Raw genomic sequence first — 17,896 nt, forward strand, 5'->3', positions numbered from 1 at the left:
ATTAATGTTCATTTTAACTTCATGCTAAAATGAGCTTGTTTTATATATCTTATAATAATCCTTATTATAAAGTTTATTTTTTTAAAGTTTAAATTTTTATATTAAATCATATATTTATAAATCATATGATTATTTTTTTTTTAATTTCTTTCATAGAATGTTCAATTACTTCAGAAAGTTTCATATTAGTAGAATCTAATATTATAGCATCTTTTGATGGGCATAAAGGAGAAATTAATCGATTTTGATCACGTTCATCACGAACTTTTAATTGTTGCAATAATTTATTGTAATTAACAGATAATCCTATCTTTTTAAATTGTTGTATTCTTCTACAAACACGAGTTTCTAAATTAGCGTTTAAAAAAAATTTAATATTAGCATCAGGAAAAACTACTGTACCCATATCTCTACCTTCTGCTATTAAACCTGGTGATTTACGAAAACATCTTTGTTTATTAAGTAAAATTTTTCTAACTTGAGTAAAAGTAGCTAATTTAGAAGCTATCTCTCCGACTATCTGAAGATGAATTAATTTAGCAAATTTATTTTTTTTTTAAATAAAGAAAAATTAAAATTTTTTGTTAAAGTAATTATATGATCTTCAATAATAGGTGTATTTCGTTGTAATATCATTATTGCTAATAATCTATATATTACACCAGATTCTAAAATACACCAATTTAATTTATCAGCTATTATGTTACATAAGGTGCTTTTTCCAACACCGCTTGGTCCATCAATTGTAATGACAGGAATGTTATTATTCATATTTTTACACATATAAAATATTAAAATATATAAAAAACCACTTGTTATAAAATATTATTTTAAAAAAATTTTTATTATGTTATTCTAAATTTTGCAAATATTCAAAAAATCTTCGAAATATGACGGATAAGTTTTAATTACACAGCTAGGGTTTATTATATCAACACTCATATTAGATAAACATAACAATGAAAAACACATTGCCATACGATGATCATTATACGTATTAATTTTCGCATGTTTTATGTTATCAGGAGGAGTAATAGACAAAAAATCTTTTCCCTCATCTACTATTGCACCAACTTTTCTTAATTCATTTGTCATAGCAGACAACCTATCTGTTTCTTTAACTCTCCAATTATGTATATTTCTAATGATGGTAGTACCCTTAGCAAATAAAGCTACTATCGCAATAGTCATAGCAGCATCGGGAATATGGTTCATATCTAAATCTATTGCGTGTAATTTATTTTGAGTAGATATAATAAAAGAATCACCCCAGTTAATAATTGCACCCATTTTCTCTAGAATATCAGCGAATTTAATATCACCTTGTATACTTTTTTTTCCAGCTCCTATGACTTTGACTGATCCGCCTTTAATTGCTGCAGCTGCTAAAAAATATGAAGCTGAGGAGGCATCGCCTTCAATCGTATAATTACCTGGCGTTTTGTATTTCTGATTTCCTATAATATAAAAAACAGAATAGGAATCATGCTTAATATTTATACCAAATAATTTTATCAAGTTAATCGTAATATCTATATATGGCTTAGAAACTAAATTTCCTTTGATAAATATAGTCGTATTTTTTAATGCTAGTGGAGCAATTATTAACAATGATGTTAAAAATTGACTAGAAATACTACCATCTAATGTAATTGAACCACCTATAAAACCACCCTTTGTACATATTGGAGGATATCCAAAATTATTTTTATATTCAATAATTGCGCCTCCCTGGTGTAATGCATCAACAAGATGTTTAATAGGTCTTTCATTCATTCTGTCATCTCCAATTAACGTAATGTCGTTATTATTATATAAAGAAAAAACAGAAAGAAGAGGTCTAATAGCTGTACCTGCATTTCCTAAAAATAATGAAATAGATTTTGATATTTTAAATGATTCATGATTACCTTTAATATGACAAGTTTTATTATTATTAGACAAAGAATAATAAATTCCAATTTTTTTTAAAGCAACTAGCATATGTTGAGTATCTTCACTATCTAATAAATTACTAATAGTTGTTGTACCATTAGATAAAGCTGATAATAATAATACTCTATTCGAAATACTTTTTGATCCAGGTAAATAAACAGTCCCATTAACATAAGAAACTGGACGTAATTTTAAAAATTTTTGCATAGTAGATAGACTCGTCATTGTATGAATAAAAATTTTTATCCATATTTATTTTCAAAAAACAACATAAATTTAACTAATTTTTCTACACCTTCTACAGGCATAGCATTATAAATTGAAGCACGCATACCACCGACAATATAATGTCCTTTTAAAGCACATAGACCAAATTTTTTTGATTCTTGTAAAAATTTTTCATTTAATTTTGAATTAATTAAATGAAAAACCACATTCATTTGAGATCTATTTTGTTTATCTATATTATTAATATAAAAATCACTTTGATCTATAAACTGATACAATAAATCTGATTTTTTTTTATTTAACTGTTCAATATTTTTTATTCCACCTTGTTTTTTAAGCCATTTAAAAACTAAGCCTGCTAAATACCACGCAAATGTAGGAGGTGTATTAAACATAGAATCATGTTTATATATAATATTATAATCAAAAATAGATGGACATAATTTAGAAGCATGTCCTATTAAATCTTTTCTAATTATAATAATTGTAATACCAGAAGGACCAATATTTTTTTGAGCACCAGCATAAATAAGTCCATATTTACTAACATCAATTGAACGAGATAAAATAAATGATGAAAAATCTCCAACAATTATTTTATTTTTAAAATTTGGTTCTTCGTAGACCGATAATCCATCTATAGTTTCATTCGGACAGTAATGAATATATGCAGAGATATCACTAATATCCCATTGTGAGGGTTTTATAAGAAAACTTTTATTATTTTGAATTTTTTTTATTGAGATACTCCTAGTATTACAATATTTTTTAGATTCCAAAAATGCAGAATTAGACCAATATCCACTATTAATATAATCAGCTTTTGAAATTTTTCCTAATAAATTCATAGGAACTGCTGAAAATTGACCTCGAGCACCTCCTTGACAAAATAATATTTTATAATTATCAGATATATTCAATAAATCTCTTAAATCTTGTTCTGCTTCTACAGTAACTCGATAGAAATCTTCAGTACGATGACTAATTTCCATTACAGAACATCCTAAATTATTCCAATTTTTCAATTCTAATTGAGCTTGATATAGAACATCTTTAGGAATCATAGCTGGTCCAGCGCTAAAATTATAAATTAAACTCATTTTTTCACCAATAATCATTATTCAACATAATTAACTTATAAATTGCATATTTTGAAGATATTTAGCTTGTAATATTTTTGGGATTTTTACTCGACCATCTTCTTGTTGATAATTTTCTAATATTGCTGCTAACGTTCTACCTACAGCTAATCCAGATCCATTCAATGTATGTACAAAATTATTAGTTTTGTCTAATTTCTTTCGATATCGCGTTTGCATACGACGCGCTTGAAAATCACCCATATTAGAACAAGAAGAAATTTCTCTATATTTATTTTGTGAAGGAAACCATACTTCTAAATCATATGTTTTAGTAGCAGAAAAACCCATTTCCCCACCACATAATAAAACTTTTCTATATGGTAATTCTAAAAGTTGTAAAATTTTTTCTGCATGATTAGTTAAAATTTCTAACGTTTGCATAGATAATTCTGGTTTAACAATTTGTATTAGTTCTACTTTATCAAATTGATGTAAACGAATTAAACCTTTAACATCTCGTCCATAAGAAGATGACTCTGATCTGAAACAAGGCGTACAAGCAGTTAACATAATAGGTAAACTTGTTTCATTTAATATTTCATTTCTAAATAAATTAGTTAAAGGAACTTCTGCAGTAGGTATTAATATATATTTCTTTTTATCTATAGAATTAACATGAAATAAATCATTACTAAATTTAGGTAATTGTCCGGTACCGTACAAAGCATCATAATTTACTAAATAAGGTACATATGTTTCAATATAACCATGTTCGTTAGTGTGTATATCTAACATAAATTGAGTTAATGCCCTGTGTAAAAGTGCAATTTTTCCTTTCATTACAACAAATCTCGATCCAGATATTTTAGATGCTTCTTCCCAATTTATTTGATTAAAATTTTTTCCTATTTGTATATGATCTCGAATGATAAAGTTATATTTTTTCTTTTCACCCCAATATTTTATTATTTTATTATTACTGTATCCGGTTCCTCTAGGAACATCTTCAGATGGTATATTAGGTATAGACATAGAAAAATTATGAATTTTTTCTTTTAAAAGGTTTAATTTATTTTTTAAAATATCTAAATTTTCTTTAGATCTAATAATTTTATTTTTTAAAATATCATTATTTTCTTTTAAAATTTTTGATTTTCTAAATAAATCAGATAATAACTTATGTTTATATTGTAAATTTTCAGTTTGTACTTGTAATTTTTTTCTTTCGTTTTCCATTTTAGACATTAATGAAACATCTAAATTGAAACACTTTTTTGATAATTTTTCTGAAACTAAAAGTAATTCTTTTCTTAATAAATAAGGGTTTAACATAATATTTATATCTTTTAATAAAATAATAAAAATTTTTAACTATTGTGGATTATGCTTTATAATTAACGATTTAATTACATTAATCAAATAAATATTCAAAAAATTTTTATATTTATTATTTATTTTAAAAAATAAACAAAAGTAAGAATTAAATTTAATAGTAAAAATTTTAAAATTATTAATTATTCATAATATTTTAAGCATAAATATAGTGATATGTTTAATATTTCAAAATATTCTTCTAAGGAAATCAATATGAATATTGTAAAACACAACAAAGTTATTATTTTAGGATCAGGTCCTGCTGGATATACTGCTGCTATATACACAGCGAGAGCTAATTTAAATCCTGTACTAATTACTGGAGATAATAAGGGAGGTCAATTAATGAATACTAATGAAATTGAAAATTGGCCTGGAGATAAAAATCGAATTACTGGTTTAGAATTAATGGACCGTATGTATGAACATGCAATAAAATATCAAACACAAATTATATCAGATAAAATTATTTCAGTAGAATTCAATAAAAAACCATTTCTTTTATTAGGAGAAAAAAATACATATACTGCTGATTCAGTGATTATTGCTACTGGTTCCAATCCACGTCAATTAGGTCTTAAATCAGAAAAAAAATTTCAAGGAAAAGGAGTTTCTACTTGTGCAATATGTGATGGTTTTTTTTATAAAAATAAAGATGTTGCAGTAGTTGGAGGAGGAAATACAGCTATTGAAGAAACACTATACTTATCAAATTTCGTAAAAAAAATAAATTTAATACATCGTAAAGAACATTTTAAGGCAGAAAAAATACTAGTTAACCGATTACTAAAACTAGTAAAAAATAAGAAAGTGATACTTCACTGCAACCATTATATAAAAGAAATATTAGGAAATGAGTCAGGTGTTACAAATCTATTAATTAAAGATGTAAACTCATCTAAAAAAAACATAAAAAAAATTATTGTTTCTGGTCTATTTGTTGCAATAGGACATATTCCTAATACAAATATATTTATAAATCAATTAGAAATAGAGAATGGGTATATCAAAATTAAACATGAAAAACATGGAAACTATACACAAACGAGTATTCCAGGTATTTTCGCTGCAGGTGATGTAACAGATCATGTATATAAACAAGCAATTACATCTTCTGCCAGTGGTTGTATGGCAGCAATAGATTGTGAACGTTATTTAAATTCTATTTGTTAAAAATAAGATTTTTTTATTTCATCAAAAACATACTAGTCAAAATGACTAGTATCGGTTATAATTTAAACATAAAAATTTTTATTCTTATCTATTATTTTAGAGAAAAAAATGCCTAAAGAAGATAATATTGAAATGCAAGGAACAGTTATTGATACATTACCAAATACAATGTTTCGTGTAGAATTAGAAAACAAACATATTATTACTGCACATATTTCAGGAAAAATGCGAAAAAACTACATTAGAATATTAACAGGAGACAAGGTCACTGTTGAATTAACACCATATGATTTAACAAAAGGCAGAATTATTTTCAGAAGTCGCTAATTTAAATAAATTGTAATTATATTTAACAAATCTCAATTTAATAAAAAATTTATGAATCTACTATTTTTATTAAAAATATAATAATTTCCTAAAATTTTTTTAATTATCTCTTCTAAAAAATAATTGTTAATATAAACTGTTTTTAAGAAGATATTATTAAAAATAAATTTTACAGAGAATGTATGCGCACTAAATATTGTGGAAATATTAGAATTATTGATTTAAACAAATCTTTAATTTTATCTGGTTGGGTAAATAAAATAAGAAATTTTGGTCAATTCATTTTTGTAGACATGAGAGATTGCACTGGTATTGTACAAATTATTTTTGAATTAAAAAATGATGCTATTTTTAAAAAAGCATTAAGCTTAAAAAATGAATCATGTATTCAAGTTGTAGGAACTGTACGAAAAAGAAATAGTAAAAATTTAAATTTAAATACTGGAGAAATAGAAGTATTAGCTAATAAACTAAAAATTTTTAATATTTCAAAATCACTCCCGTTAGATTATTCAAATACTAATAGTGATGATTTAAGATTAAAATATCGTTATTTAGAACTTAGAAAATCTATTTTATTTAAAAATTTAAAAGTTAGAAGCCAAGTTATTTGTTTGATAAGAACTTTCATGACAAAGAAAAATTTTTTAGATGTTGAAACACCATTATTAACAAAATCTACTCCAGAAGGAGCTAGAGATTATTTAGTTCCTAGTCGAAACTATCCAGGCAAATTTTATGCTTTACCGCAATCACCTCAATTATTTAAACAATTATTAATGATATCTGGAATTGACAGATATTATCAGATAGTAAAATGTTTTCGTGATGAAGATTTAAGATCTGACCGACAACCTGAATTTACACAAGTCGATATTGAAGCTTCCTTTTTAAATGCAATACAAGTTCGAAAAATTATAGAACAATTAATAAAAAAAATTTGGCTTAAAATACTAAATTATAATTTAAATAAATTTCCTGTTATATCTTTTAAAGAATCAATGGAAAGATATGGATCAGATAAACCTGATTTACGTAATCCTATAGAAATAATTGACGTATTTGATATTTTTAATAAAAAAGAATTTTTTAAATTTTTTGAAATTAATACGTCTAAAAAAAATAGAATAGCTTTATTGTGTTTTTCTGAAGGAGAAAAAATAAGTCGAAAAAAAATTGAAAAATATTGCAATTACGTAAATAAATTTGGTGCTAAAAAACTATTTTATATAAAAATAACAAAATATGAAATAGGTCAATCAAATATTCAAAGTTCAATAAAAAAGATTTTAAACAACACTCTCTTGAATAAAATTATAAATAAAACGAATGCTAAAAACGGAGATATTTTATTTATAATGGCAGATAAAGAAGATATTGTAAATAAATCTCTTGGAATGTTACGTATAAAATTAGCAAATGATTTTAAAATTTTTGAAGAAAATATTTGGAAACCAGTATGGATTATCAATTTCCCAATGTTTAAAAAAGATAAATTTAAAAAATTATCTTCAGTTCATCATCCTTTTACTGCTTTTAAAAAAAATCATGAAAAAAAATACAATAATAATTTAGATAAAGCAATGTCAGATAGTTATGATTTAGTTATTAATGGATATGAAATTGGTGGCGGTTCTGTTCGTATTCATAATGCAGAAACACAAAAAAAAATCTTTGATATTATTGGTATAAATGAAAAAGATCAAACAGAAAAATTTGGATTTTTAATAGAAGCGTTAAAATATGGTGCTCCACCTCATGCAGGTATAGCTTTAGGATTAGATAGAATAATTATGTTATTAAGAAATACAAATAATATTAGAGATGTAATTGCTTTTCCTAAAACAACATCTGCATTGTGCCCAATGACTAATGCTCCTAGTATATTAAAAAAAGAAAACTTAAAAGAGTTAAGTATTAAAATCGTTAAAAAATGATAAACATCATATTTTTTTAAAAAAATTTTTTATGATACTTAACAAATAGAGAAAAGAAGAAAATAATACAATTGATGGACTTGTGGGTGTGTTAAAAAAAAGTGCTAAAATTATTCCTCCTGTAACAGAAAAAATACTGACTATAATACCAATTATTACCATTTTTTCTGGTGAATTAGCAAAATATTTTGCAGTAGCAGGGGGTATAACTAATAAAGAAGTAATTAATAACGCACCTACAAATTTAATTGAAATAGAAATAGTTAAAGCTGTTGTTAACATCAAAATTAAACGTGTATAAAAAATATTTATACCATCAATTTGAGCTAACTCTGGATTGATTGTTACTAATAAAATTGAATTCCAACGAATAATTAGAATAATTAAGACTATAATACTTCCTAAAAAAATAGTAATTAAATCAGATTTAGTGACAGTTAATAAGTCACCAAATAGATAATTATTAAAATCTATTGGTCGTGAAGTAGAAATAAAACTAATTAATACTATTCCCAAAGAAAGTGAACTATGAGATATTATACTTAATATGGTTTCCAGTGGAATTGGTAGTATTTTTTCTAACCATGCTAAAAAAATAGCAAGAAAACTTATAAAAATAAAAATAACATAAAAAGAATTAGTATTAAATGCTACAGATATCGCTAATCCAAGTAAAGAAGAATGTGATAATGTATCACCAAAAGATGACATACGACGCCAAACTATAAACGAACCTAAAGGTCCTGTAGCAAAAGAAAGAAAAATTCCTGATAACCATCCAGTAAAAATTGATTCAAACATAATATAAAAATACTCTAAAATTTTATTTTGTATATTTAATATTGATGGATATGATCATGATGATGATGATAAATTGCTATTTCTTGAATGCGATCTAAACCAAACATTGAAATAAATTCTAAATTTTTAAATACTTTTTTAGGACTGCCGAAACAACAAATATGTTTGTTTAGACAAATTACATGATCAGTATGAGCCATAACAAAATTTAAATCATGAGAAACTATTAAAATAGTACAATTTAATTCATTACGTATACAATGGATTAAATTATATAAATCTAATTGACCCATTACATCAACTCCTTGTACTGGTTCATCTAAAACAAGTAAATCTGGATTATTTAATAAAGCTCTAGCTAAAAGAACACGTTGTATTTCACCACCTGACAACTTTTGCAAAGACAAATATATTAGTGATTCTGCCTTAACACGTGTTAAAATTTTTAAAATATTTGTTGTTTTTTTATATCGAGATAATTGCATAAATCGTTCTACTGTAATAGGTAATAAATTATTAAGATATAATTTTTGTGGTACATAACCAACAGATATTCCATCTGTACGGAAAACCACTCCGGACGTAGGTTTTATTAATCCTAAAATAACGCGTATTAAAGTAGATTTTCCAGCTCCGTTGGGACCAATTAATGTAATTATACGATTAGAATTTAAAGATAATGAAACATCATGAAGAATTAAACGATTAGAGAGATTTACATACACATTTTTTAAAACAACCAATTCAGACATAATCAAATATTTTTTTATATTATTTTAATATTCTTTGATTATAAAATATTTTTATAAAAATGAATATCAATTTTATTCTAAAAATAAAAGAAAGTATTTAAATAGTAAATATGAATAATATTAAATTTATTTTTTAAAACATTCTAATGTCTTAAAAATATTTAATAAAAATAATTTAAAGAAATATTATCTAAGTAAATATAACAAATAAACAGTAAAAAGTACTTTACAAAATATTAATAAAATTCATAATATAACTAAAACAAACAAAAATAATAATAATTATTTGATTTTTTATATTTAATATACTAATCATATTTATGATAATCAAAAAATTTTATATACTAATAAACAAAGTTAAATATTACATAATTTTTCAAGAAATATAATTTAATTGGAAATATTATTAATCCTACAATACAATAGACAAAAATATAAATACAAATTTATAGATACAAATATATATATCTAACTTTTATTAATTTTATTTTTAATTAATGTATTAAGCTGCTTCAAACATTTAAGGAACAAAAAATGCAGCATATTTATAAACAGATTTATTTATATTTCAATTGTATATTTATATTTTTTATAAGAATCTCTTTTATTTCTATAATATTATCAAGTTGCACTATTATATCAGAAGAAAAAAAAATATTATTTAATCAAGTAATTTTTAAAAAAAATCATAATATTTCAAATAATGAAGAAAAAAAAATTATTTTATATAAAAAAAATACAAAAATTAAGTATAAAAACTTAAAAAATCATCAAAAAATTAAAAATTTATTTGATTTAATTCTAGATCCTTCAAAAAACAAATTTACACAAAAAATAATTCATATTAAAAAAAATTCTAATTTTTTTAATAGTGCATATGCATCAAAACTAAATTTATCTGATATTAACACTATTATTAAAGCAATAGAATGGCAGGTAAGTTTTCGTAAAATTAATGTCAACAGTACATTTCATTTAATTTATTTAAAAAAGAAAACAAATTCAAAAAAAAATAAAAATATATTATTAGGTATAAAAGTAAATAATTTAGATAAAACATATTATGCCATACGAGCACCTAATGGTAATTTCTATGATGAAAATGGTGTTAATAAATCAAAAATAATTATGAATTTTGCATTATTAAAAAAATATCGAATTTCTTCTCATTTCAATTTACATAGGTTTCATCCTGTTACTCAGCGTATCAGTCGTCATTTAGGAGTTGATTTAGCAATGCCTAAAGGAACCTTAGTACTTGCTACTAGCAGTGGTAAAATAATTAAAACAGGATTTAATAATATCTCAGGTTTTTATATAGTTATAAACAATCAAAACCAATGTATTACTAAATACATGCATCTCAAAAAAATTTTAGTAAAAGCAGGTGAAAATATACAAATAAATCAAAAAATTGCATTATCTGGAGATACTGGAAGAACAACAGGTCCCCATTTACATTATGAGATTTGGATAAATAAACACGCAATTAATCCAATATATGCTCAATCTTTTTTCGTTAACGAACTTACAAAAAAAGAACGTATTGCATATTTTAAAATATCTAAAATAATTTTATCAATATTAAAATAATATTTTTTTAAATATGTTTACTCAATATTAATAAAAGAACTTAAAAATAATTTAACAAACAACTTTTAAAATTCTACTAGTATTTGTTTTTCCTGTTTTACCCATTATATCACCTTGAGTAATAATAACTAAATCATTATGAAATAGAAAACCTTTTTTACATAATAAAATTATAGCTTCATTAGCCGCCTCAACTCCATCGTGTTTACTATCAAAATAAATAGGCACTACACCTCTATATAGAGTTGATAAATTCAAGGTTTTTTTGTGTTTTGATAAAGCATAAATAGGAAGTCCAGATGTTATTCTAGAAGTCATTAAAGCAGTTTTACCAGACTCTGTCATTGTAATAATTGCTGTAATACCATTTAAATGATTTGCTGCATACATAGCTGACATAGCAATAGCTTCTTCTATATCATTAAATTTTATATTAATACGATGTCTAGATACATTAATACTAGGTATTTTTTCCGCTCCCATACAAACTTTTGACATATTTAATACAGTTTCAGATGGATACTTACCTGAAGCAGTTTCAGCAGATAACATAACAGCATCACTTCCATCTAATACAGCGTTTGCAACATCCATGACTTCTGCACGAGTAGGTGACGGATTTAAAATCATAGATTCCATCATTTGAGTAGCAGTAATAACTACTTTGTTTAATTTTCGTGCACTTCTAATTAAATTTTTTTGGATACCTACAAGTTCTGCATCTCCAATTTCAACACCTAAATCTCCTCTCGCAATCATAATAGCATCTGAAGATAATATTATATCTTCAATAGAATCTTGATCTTTTACTGCTTCTGCTCGCTCTATTTTAGCTATAATTTTAGCTTGACTACCTGCTTTATTTAATAAAAATCTTGCTTTTTTTAAATCTTCGCCACATCTAGGAAAAGATACTGCTAAATAATCTACATCTATTTCAGAAGCAAGTATTATATCTTTTTTATCTTTTTCTGTTAAAGCATTTGCTGATAATCCCCCACCTAATTTATTAATTCCTTTATTGTTAGATAAAACACCTCCTATAATTACTTTAGTAAATATCTCAAAATTTGTAACTTTAAATACTTTTAGTTGTATTTTACCATCATCTAACAGTAAAATATCATTAACTTTTAAATCTTGTGGTAATTTTTTATAATCAATGCCAACTCTTTCTTCATTACCATTACTATCTTTTAAATTTGAATCTAATATAAAAATTTTATTTTTATCAAGAAAAATACTATTTTTTTGAAATTTGGAAATTCTAATTTTAGGTCCTTGTAAATCACCAAGTAAAGCAATATTATAATTTAACTCCAACATTATTTCTCTTGCTTTTTTCGCTCTTTCTTTATGTTCATCAGAAGTGCCATGAGAAAAATTTAAACGAAGTACATTTACTCCAGATTTAATGATGTTTTTAAGATTATTTCCTTTATCTGTAGAAGGACCTAAGGTAGCAACAATTTTAGTTCTTCTTAAACGAGTTAACATAAAACCTCCGCAATTTTATTTAAATAAAATATTATTAAATATAATATCTATTTTTTTAAAATATAGTGTAAAAATATTAAATATTTATTTATATTTATTTAGTAAAATTAATAAAATAGTTATAATTTTATAATACCTGATATCGAATAAAAAATCTTAAACAATATTTATTTTATTAAAATTATCTAAAAAAATTATCATATTTTTAAAAAATATATAAAAGAAAAATTTACCTTCAAAAAGAGAAAATTTATCATGAAAGAAATAATTCAAGCTTGTGATTTAGTTATTTTTGGAACAAAAGGAGATTTAGCTAGAAAAAAACTATTCCCTGCTTTATATAAGTTAGAAAAGTTTAAAAAAATACATCCAAATACGCGTATAATTGGTGCAGGTCGTGCTAATTGGACTCAAGAGGAATATATAAAAACAGTAAAAGAATCAATTAATAATTTTTTAAAAGAAGAAATTAATGAAAATATTTGGAATAAATTCAGTTTACGTTTATCTTTTTTTAATATTGATGTATATGAAGAGACTCAATTTTTAAAATTAAAAAAAATATTAGATCAAACACAAAATATTTCAATTTATTATTGTGCTGTTCCTCCAAATACGTTTAATTCTATTTTTACAGGATTAGGAAAAGTTAATTTAAATTCGTTACCATCAAGAATAATAATAGAAAAACCCTTGGGGGTATGTTTACAAACATGTAAAAAAATAAATGATCAAATTTCTAAATATTTTTTAGAACCACAAATTTTTAGAATTGATCATTATTTAGGAAAAGAATCAATCTTAAATCTTCTATCTTTACGTTTTGCTAATTCACTATTTTTTAATAATTGGAGTAATAAAACTATTGATCATATTCAAATTACTGTTTCTGAAGAAGTAGGCATCGAAAATAGATGGAACTATTTCGATGGAATGGGACAAACAAGAGATATGGTTCAAAATCATCTTTTACAAATATTAACAATACTTGCAATGAATCAACCAAAAAATATTTTACCAGAAAATATTAGAAATGAAAAAATAAAAGTTTTACGTGCACTGCAAACTATTAATTTAGAAAACATAAATAAAAAAACTGTACGAGGTCAATATATTTCTGGGCAGATTAATGGTATAAAAGTACCTGGTTATTTAGAAGAATTTGGTGCAAATCCAAAAAGTCAAACTGAAACATTTGTATCTATTAAAGCTGATATTAAAAACGAACAATGGTTTGGTGTACCTTTCTATTTAAGAACAGGTAAAAGATTAGCACATAAATATTCAGAAATAGTAATTGTATTTAAAAAAATGTCAATAAATTTATTTAAAGAATATTATTACGATTTATCTCCAAATAAATTAATTATACGATTAGATCCTAATGAAAATATTAAAATAAATTTTTTAAAAAAATCACCAGGATTAAGTGAAATATATAAATTAAAAAATGATAGTATCCAATTAAATTCTTCTATAAAAACTACTAATAACCAAATTGATGCTTATGAAAGACTTTTGTTAGAAGTTATGAAAGGAGTACAATCTTTGTTTGTATGTCGGGAAGAGGTAGAAATGGCATGGAAATGGATTGATCCAATTATAGAATCTTGGGGAAAAACCAATAAAAATACGCTTTACTTATATAAAGCAGGTACATGGGGGCCGATAAAATCAGATGAAATAATTATAAATGATGGCAGATATTGGAATAAATTTGATTAAAATATTTATAATAAAATCATCTATCTTGACTTAATTAAGAAAACTATGTTAGTTTAAAAATATTTTTTAAATATTTAAATTGAAAAGTAATATCTAAGTTTAAATTATTTTGTATAACTATTATTTTTAAATTAATTTCCAAAAAAATACTATTTTGTCTGAATTGAGGAAGATAATATCTTATGATACGTATTATTCTTTTCTTATTAACTAATTTAGCAGTAACATCAACATTCGCTTTAATTCTTACTTTAACTGGAATTAATTCTGATAGTATTTATGGCATATTGATTATTTCTAGTTTATTTGGATTTAGTGGATCGCTTGTATCGCTTTTAATTTCTAAATGGATTGCATTACGTTCCGTAAATGGTAGGATTATTAAATGTCCTAATAATGAAATAGAAATATGGCTTACTCAGACTATAAAAAAACAAGCAAAACAAAAAGGAATAAAAACACCTCAAATTGCAATATATGATGCTGTTGATATTAATGCTTTTGCAACAGGTGCTCGACGTAATTCAGCATTAATTGCAGTTTCCTCAGGATTATTAGAAAAAATGACTAAAAATGAAGCAGAAGCAGTCATTGGTCATGAAATTAGTCATATTTCTAATGGTGACATGATTACAATGAGTCTAATACAAGGAGTAGTAAACACTTTTGTTATTTTTATATCTCGTATTATATCTCAAATATTAAATAATATATTATCTAATAATCGTGATGAAAATAATGAAAATGAAAAATATTCATTCATACCATTTATCATTTCAACAATATTAGAAATAATATTTGGCATGTTAGCAAGCATTGTAACTATGTGGTTTTCTAGACATCGAGAATTTTATGCTGATGCTAGTTCTGCAAAATTAGTAGGTCGTGAAAAAATGATTTCTGCATTAAATAAATTAAAATCAAGTTATGAACCTCAAGAACCTGATAACGTTATTGCATTTTGCATTAATGGTAAATCTAAATCAATTATAGAATTGTTTGCATCTCATCCTTCTTTAGATAAAAGAATACAAGCATTAAACAATAAAAAATACATGTAAAAATTACTATAAAAGAAGTTTCTTCTCTTAGTAGAAATAGATCTATTAAGAGAAAAATATTGGATAAAATTTATTTTAGCTGTTTTTTTAAGCTTGTTTTTTAATAGAAAAAAGATTATAATTATCGTTGAAACATATAGTTGAAAAAAGCAACAATTCTGTTTATGAGTGTCATTTTAACATTACAAAATTTTTTAGAGTAGAAGGCGTTAAAAACTTTTCTTGAAAAAATCTTAAATTCATGCCTCATGCAGTAATGTTTCTAATTTCTGAATATGAAAAAGTTAATAATTTTAAAGGTAAAAAAATGAGTAAGATTAAAGGTCAAGTAAAATGGTTTAACGAATCTAAAGGTTTTGGTTTTATTACACCATCAAATGGAAGTAAAGATGTTTTTGTGCATTTTTCATCTATTCAAGGAAATGGTTTTAAAACATTATCTGAAGGACAAAACGTTGAATTTGAAATTCAGGACGGTCAAAAGGGTCCATCTGCAATTAATGTATGTTCTATATAAAGATAAATAAAATTAAAAATAAGTGAAATCTTTTTAAAAGACCTCTGTTAAATATCAGAGGACTTATTTTTTAAATATCAATGTGCTCAAACAAAACCGTCAAATAATCAATAATCCATAAAATTAAATATATTCAAGTATATGATATTTTAACTTCACAGATAAATTCTCTCAAAAATCTGTTCATTCAAATACATTATCTAGTTATATCTAAATTATTTTTAATCTTTTCAAAAAAAAATAATATTCATATATTTTAGATAAATTAAATATTATGCTGTCCTATTTTCTTTTACGGAGTTTTTCTGATGGATTTTTTTTTAGAACCGTCAACTTGGGCCGGCTTATTAACACTGGTTGTTTTAGAAGTAGTTCTAGGAATTGATAATTTAATATTTGTAGCAATTTTATCAGAAAAATTACCACCCAATCAAAGAGATAAAGCACGTTTAATTGGATTAAGCTTCGCATTAATAATGAGGTTAGGATTGTTATCATTCATATCTTGGGTTGTAACTTTAACTACTCCTATTATTCATAACAAATTTTTTGATTTATCAGTACGTGATTTAATTCTACTTATTGGTGGTTTATTTTTATTATTTAAAGCTACAATTGAACTTCATGAAAGATTAGAAAATGAAGATCATGAAAATACAGAAAATAAAAATTATGCTGGTTTTTGGGCTGTAGTTATTCAAATTGTTATATTGGATGCAGTTTTTTCATTAGATGCAATTATTACAGCAGTGGGAATGGTAAATCAGTTATTAATTATGATGATTGCAGTTATATTAGCTGCGATACTTATGTTATTAGCTTCCAAAGCATTAACTAACTTTATTAATTTACATCAAACTGTTGTAGTTCTATGTCTTAGTTTTTTGTTAATGATTGGATTTAGCTTGGTTGCAGAAGCATTAAAATTTTATATACCTAAGGGTTATTTATATACAGCAATAGCATTTTCAATTTTAATTGAAATTTTCAATCAAATAGCTCGACATAATTTTATGAAAAACCAATCTAGAAAACCTATGAGACAAAGAGCGGCTGAAGCAATTCTTCGACTAATGGTTAGAGAGAAAAACAAACATATAAACATAAAAAAAACACAAGTAGATAATAATAAAAAAATATCTATTATACCTTCATTAGAAACTGAAACATTTAAAGATGAAGAAAAATATATGATTAATGGAGTTCTTACATTGGCAGGAAGATCAATTAAAAGTATTATGACACCAAGAAGTAATATATCATGGGTTAATACAGAAAATAATACTAATGAAATTCGCAATCAATTATTAGATACACCTCATAGTTTATTTCCAGTTTGTAAAGGTGAATTAGATGAAATTATTGGTATTGTTCGTGCTAAGGAATTATTAGTAGCTATTGAAAAAAATATTGATGTTTACAAATTTTCATCTCAAATACCACCTATAATTATACCTGATACTCTTGATCCTATTAATCTTTTAGGAGTTTTACGTCGTGCTCAAGGAAGTTTCGTGGTTGTTAGTAATGAATTCGGGGTAGTACAAGGTTTAATTACTCCATTAGATGTTTTAGAAGCTATAGCTGGAGAATTTCCAGATGCTGATGAAACTCCAGATATAATAAAAGAACAAAATAGCTGGTTAGTTAAAGGAGAAACAGATTTACATTCATTACAACAATTACTTAATACAAAAGAACTTGTGAAAGAAAATGATTATGCTTCTTTAGGTGGTTTATTGATAGCTCAAAATGGTCAATTACCTATACCAGGAGAAATAATTAATATCAATTCCTTTTCTTTTCATATTGTTAAAGCAACAGAATATCGCATTGATTTAGTTCGCATTATTAAAAATATCAATTAAATTAAAAACTATAATTATTATAATAA

General features: G+C 24.3%; 16 protein-coding genes. 8 read left to right on the plus strand and 8 right to left on the minus strand.

What is annotated here, in order from left to right; translation table 11 throughout:
- Nucleotides 1-121: 121 nt before the first annotated feature.
- From cmk to serS, 5 genes are all read right to left on the minus strand, one after another.
- Complete coding sequence (gene cmk / locus D9V64_RS01570) at nucleotides 122-532, minus strand: (d)CMP kinase (RefSeq protein WP_158366655.1); 411 nt, start codon at nucleotides 530-532, stop codon at nucleotides 122-124.
- On the minus strand, nucleotides 532-771 hold the full coding sequence (locus D9V64_RS01575) for a (d)CMP kinase (RefSeq protein WP_158366657.1): 240 nt from the start codon (nucleotides 769-771) through the stop codon (nucleotides 532-534). The genes cmk and D9V64_RS01575 overlap by 1 nt, the downstream gene beginning before the upstream one ends.
- Nucleotides 772-855: 84 nt before the next feature.
- Nucleotides 856-2,142, minus strand: a complete 1,287-nt coding sequence (gene aroA, locus D9V64_RS01580) for a 3-phosphoshikimate 1-carboxyvinyltransferase (RefSeq protein WP_158366659.1) — start codon at nucleotides 2,140-2,142, stop codon at nucleotides 856-858.
- 35 nt (nucleotides 2,143-2,177) lie between these two features.
- Nucleotides 2,178-3,263: a 3-phosphoserine/phosphohydroxythreonine transaminase gene (serC, locus tag D9V64_RS01585; RefSeq protein WP_158366661.1), complete on the minus strand. Its 1,086-nt coding sequence runs from the start codon at nucleotides 3,261-3,263 to the stop codon at nucleotides 2,178-2,180.
- A gap of 30 nt (nucleotides 3,264-3,293) precedes the next feature.
- The gene (gene serS / locus D9V64_RS01590; protein WP_158366663.1) at nucleotides 3,294-4,577 is read right to left on the minus strand and encodes a serine--tRNA ligase; all 1,284 of its coding nucleotides are present in this window, start codon (nucleotides 4,575-4,577) and stop codon (nucleotides 3,294-3,296) included.
- Nucleotides 4,578-4,832: 255 nt separating this feature from the next.
- On the opposite strand from serS, the gene trxB reads away from it, so the two are divergent.
- From trxB to aspS, 3 genes are all read left to right on the plus strand, one after another.
- Nucleotides 4,833-5,792, plus strand: a complete 960-nt coding sequence (gene trxB, locus D9V64_RS01595) for a thioredoxin-disulfide reductase (RefSeq protein ID WP_158366665.1) — start codon at nucleotides 4,833-4,835, stop codon at nucleotides 5,790-5,792.
- Between the two features lie 108 nt (nucleotides 5,793-5,900).
- Nucleotides 5,901-6,119, plus strand: a complete 219-nt coding sequence (infA, locus tag D9V64_RS01600; RefSeq protein WP_158366667.1) for a translation initiation factor IF-1 — start codon at nucleotides 5,901-5,903, stop codon at nucleotides 6,117-6,119.
- A gap of 182 nt (nucleotides 6,120-6,301) precedes the next feature.
- Nucleotides 6,302-8,056: an aspartate--tRNA ligase gene (aspS, locus tag D9V64_RS01605; protein WP_158366669.1), complete on the plus strand. Its 1,755-nt coding sequence runs from the start codon at nucleotides 6,302-6,304 to the stop codon at nucleotides 8,054-8,056.
- A 6-nt stretch (nucleotides 8,057-8,062) separates the two neighbouring features.
- On the opposite strand, the gene znuB is transcribed toward aspS, so the two are convergent.
- Nucleotides 8,063-8,857 (minus strand): zinc ABC transporter permease subunit ZnuB, encoded by a 795-nt coding sequence (znuB, locus tag D9V64_RS01610; RefSeq protein ID WP_158366671.1) that lies wholly within the window; start codon nucleotides 8,855-8,857, stop codon nucleotides 8,063-8,065.
- Between the two features lie 35 nt (nucleotides 8,858-8,892).
- Nucleotides 8,893-9,609 (minus strand): zinc ABC transporter ATP-binding protein ZnuC, encoded by a 717-nt coding sequence (znuC, locus tag D9V64_RS01615; protein WP_158366673.1) that lies wholly within the window; start codon nucleotides 9,607-9,609, stop codon nucleotides 8,893-8,895.
- A 534-nt stretch (nucleotides 9,610-10,143) separates the two neighbouring features.
- Between znuC and D9V64_RS01620 the strand changes: the two genes are divergently transcribed.
- Nucleotides 10,144-11,202 carry a peptidoglycan DD-metalloendopeptidase family protein gene (locus tag D9V64_RS01620; protein WP_158366675.1) on the plus strand — a complete coding sequence of 353 codons (1,059 nt, stop codon included), beginning with the start codon at nucleotides 10,144-10,146 and terminating at the stop codon, nucleotides 11,200-11,202.
- 51 nt (nucleotides 11,203-11,253) lie between these two features.
- Here D9V64_RS01620 and pyk read toward each other — a convergent pair whose 3' ends face one another.
- The gene (gene pyk / locus D9V64_RS01625; RefSeq protein WP_158366677.1) at nucleotides 11,254-12,699 is read right to left on the minus strand and encodes a pyruvate kinase; all 1,446 of its coding nucleotides are present in this window, start codon (nucleotides 12,697-12,699) and stop codon (nucleotides 11,254-11,256) included.
- A 252-nt stretch (nucleotides 12,700-12,951) separates the two neighbouring features.
- On the opposite strand from pyk, the gene zwf reads away from it, so the two are divergent.
- From zwf to D9V64_RS01645, 4 genes are all read left to right on the plus strand, one after another.
- Complete coding sequence (gene zwf / locus D9V64_RS01630) at nucleotides 12,952-14,424, plus strand: glucose-6-phosphate dehydrogenase (protein ID WP_158366679.1); 1,473 nt, start codon at nucleotides 12,952-12,954, stop codon at nucleotides 14,422-14,424.
- Between the two features lie 182 nt (nucleotides 14,425-14,606).
- Complete coding sequence (gene htpX / locus D9V64_RS01635; protein ID WP_158366681.1) at nucleotides 14,607-15,485, plus strand: protease HtpX; 879 nt, start codon at nucleotides 14,607-14,609, stop codon at nucleotides 15,483-15,485.
- A 307-nt stretch (nucleotides 15,486-15,792) separates the two neighbouring features.
- A complete protein-coding gene (gene cspC, locus D9V64_RS01640; protein ID WP_158340076.1) occupies nucleotides 15,793-16,002 on the plus strand; it encodes a cold shock-like protein CspC in 210 nt (69 codons plus the stop codon).
- Between the two features lie 308 nt (nucleotides 16,003-16,310).
- On the plus strand, nucleotides 16,311-17,870 hold the full coding sequence (locus D9V64_RS01645) for a TerC family protein (protein WP_158366683.1): 1,560 nt from the start codon (nucleotides 16,311-16,313) through the stop codon (nucleotides 17,868-17,870).
- The last annotated feature ends 26 nt before the right edge of the window (nucleotides 17,871-17,896 follow it).

The sequence above is a fragment of the Buchnera aphidicola (Aphis nerii) genome (assembly GCF_005083105.1).
In the GTDB taxonomy this organism is placed as follows: Bacteria; Pseudomonadota; Gammaproteobacteria; order Enterobacterales; family Enterobacteriaceae; genus Buchnera; species Buchnera aphidicola_AS.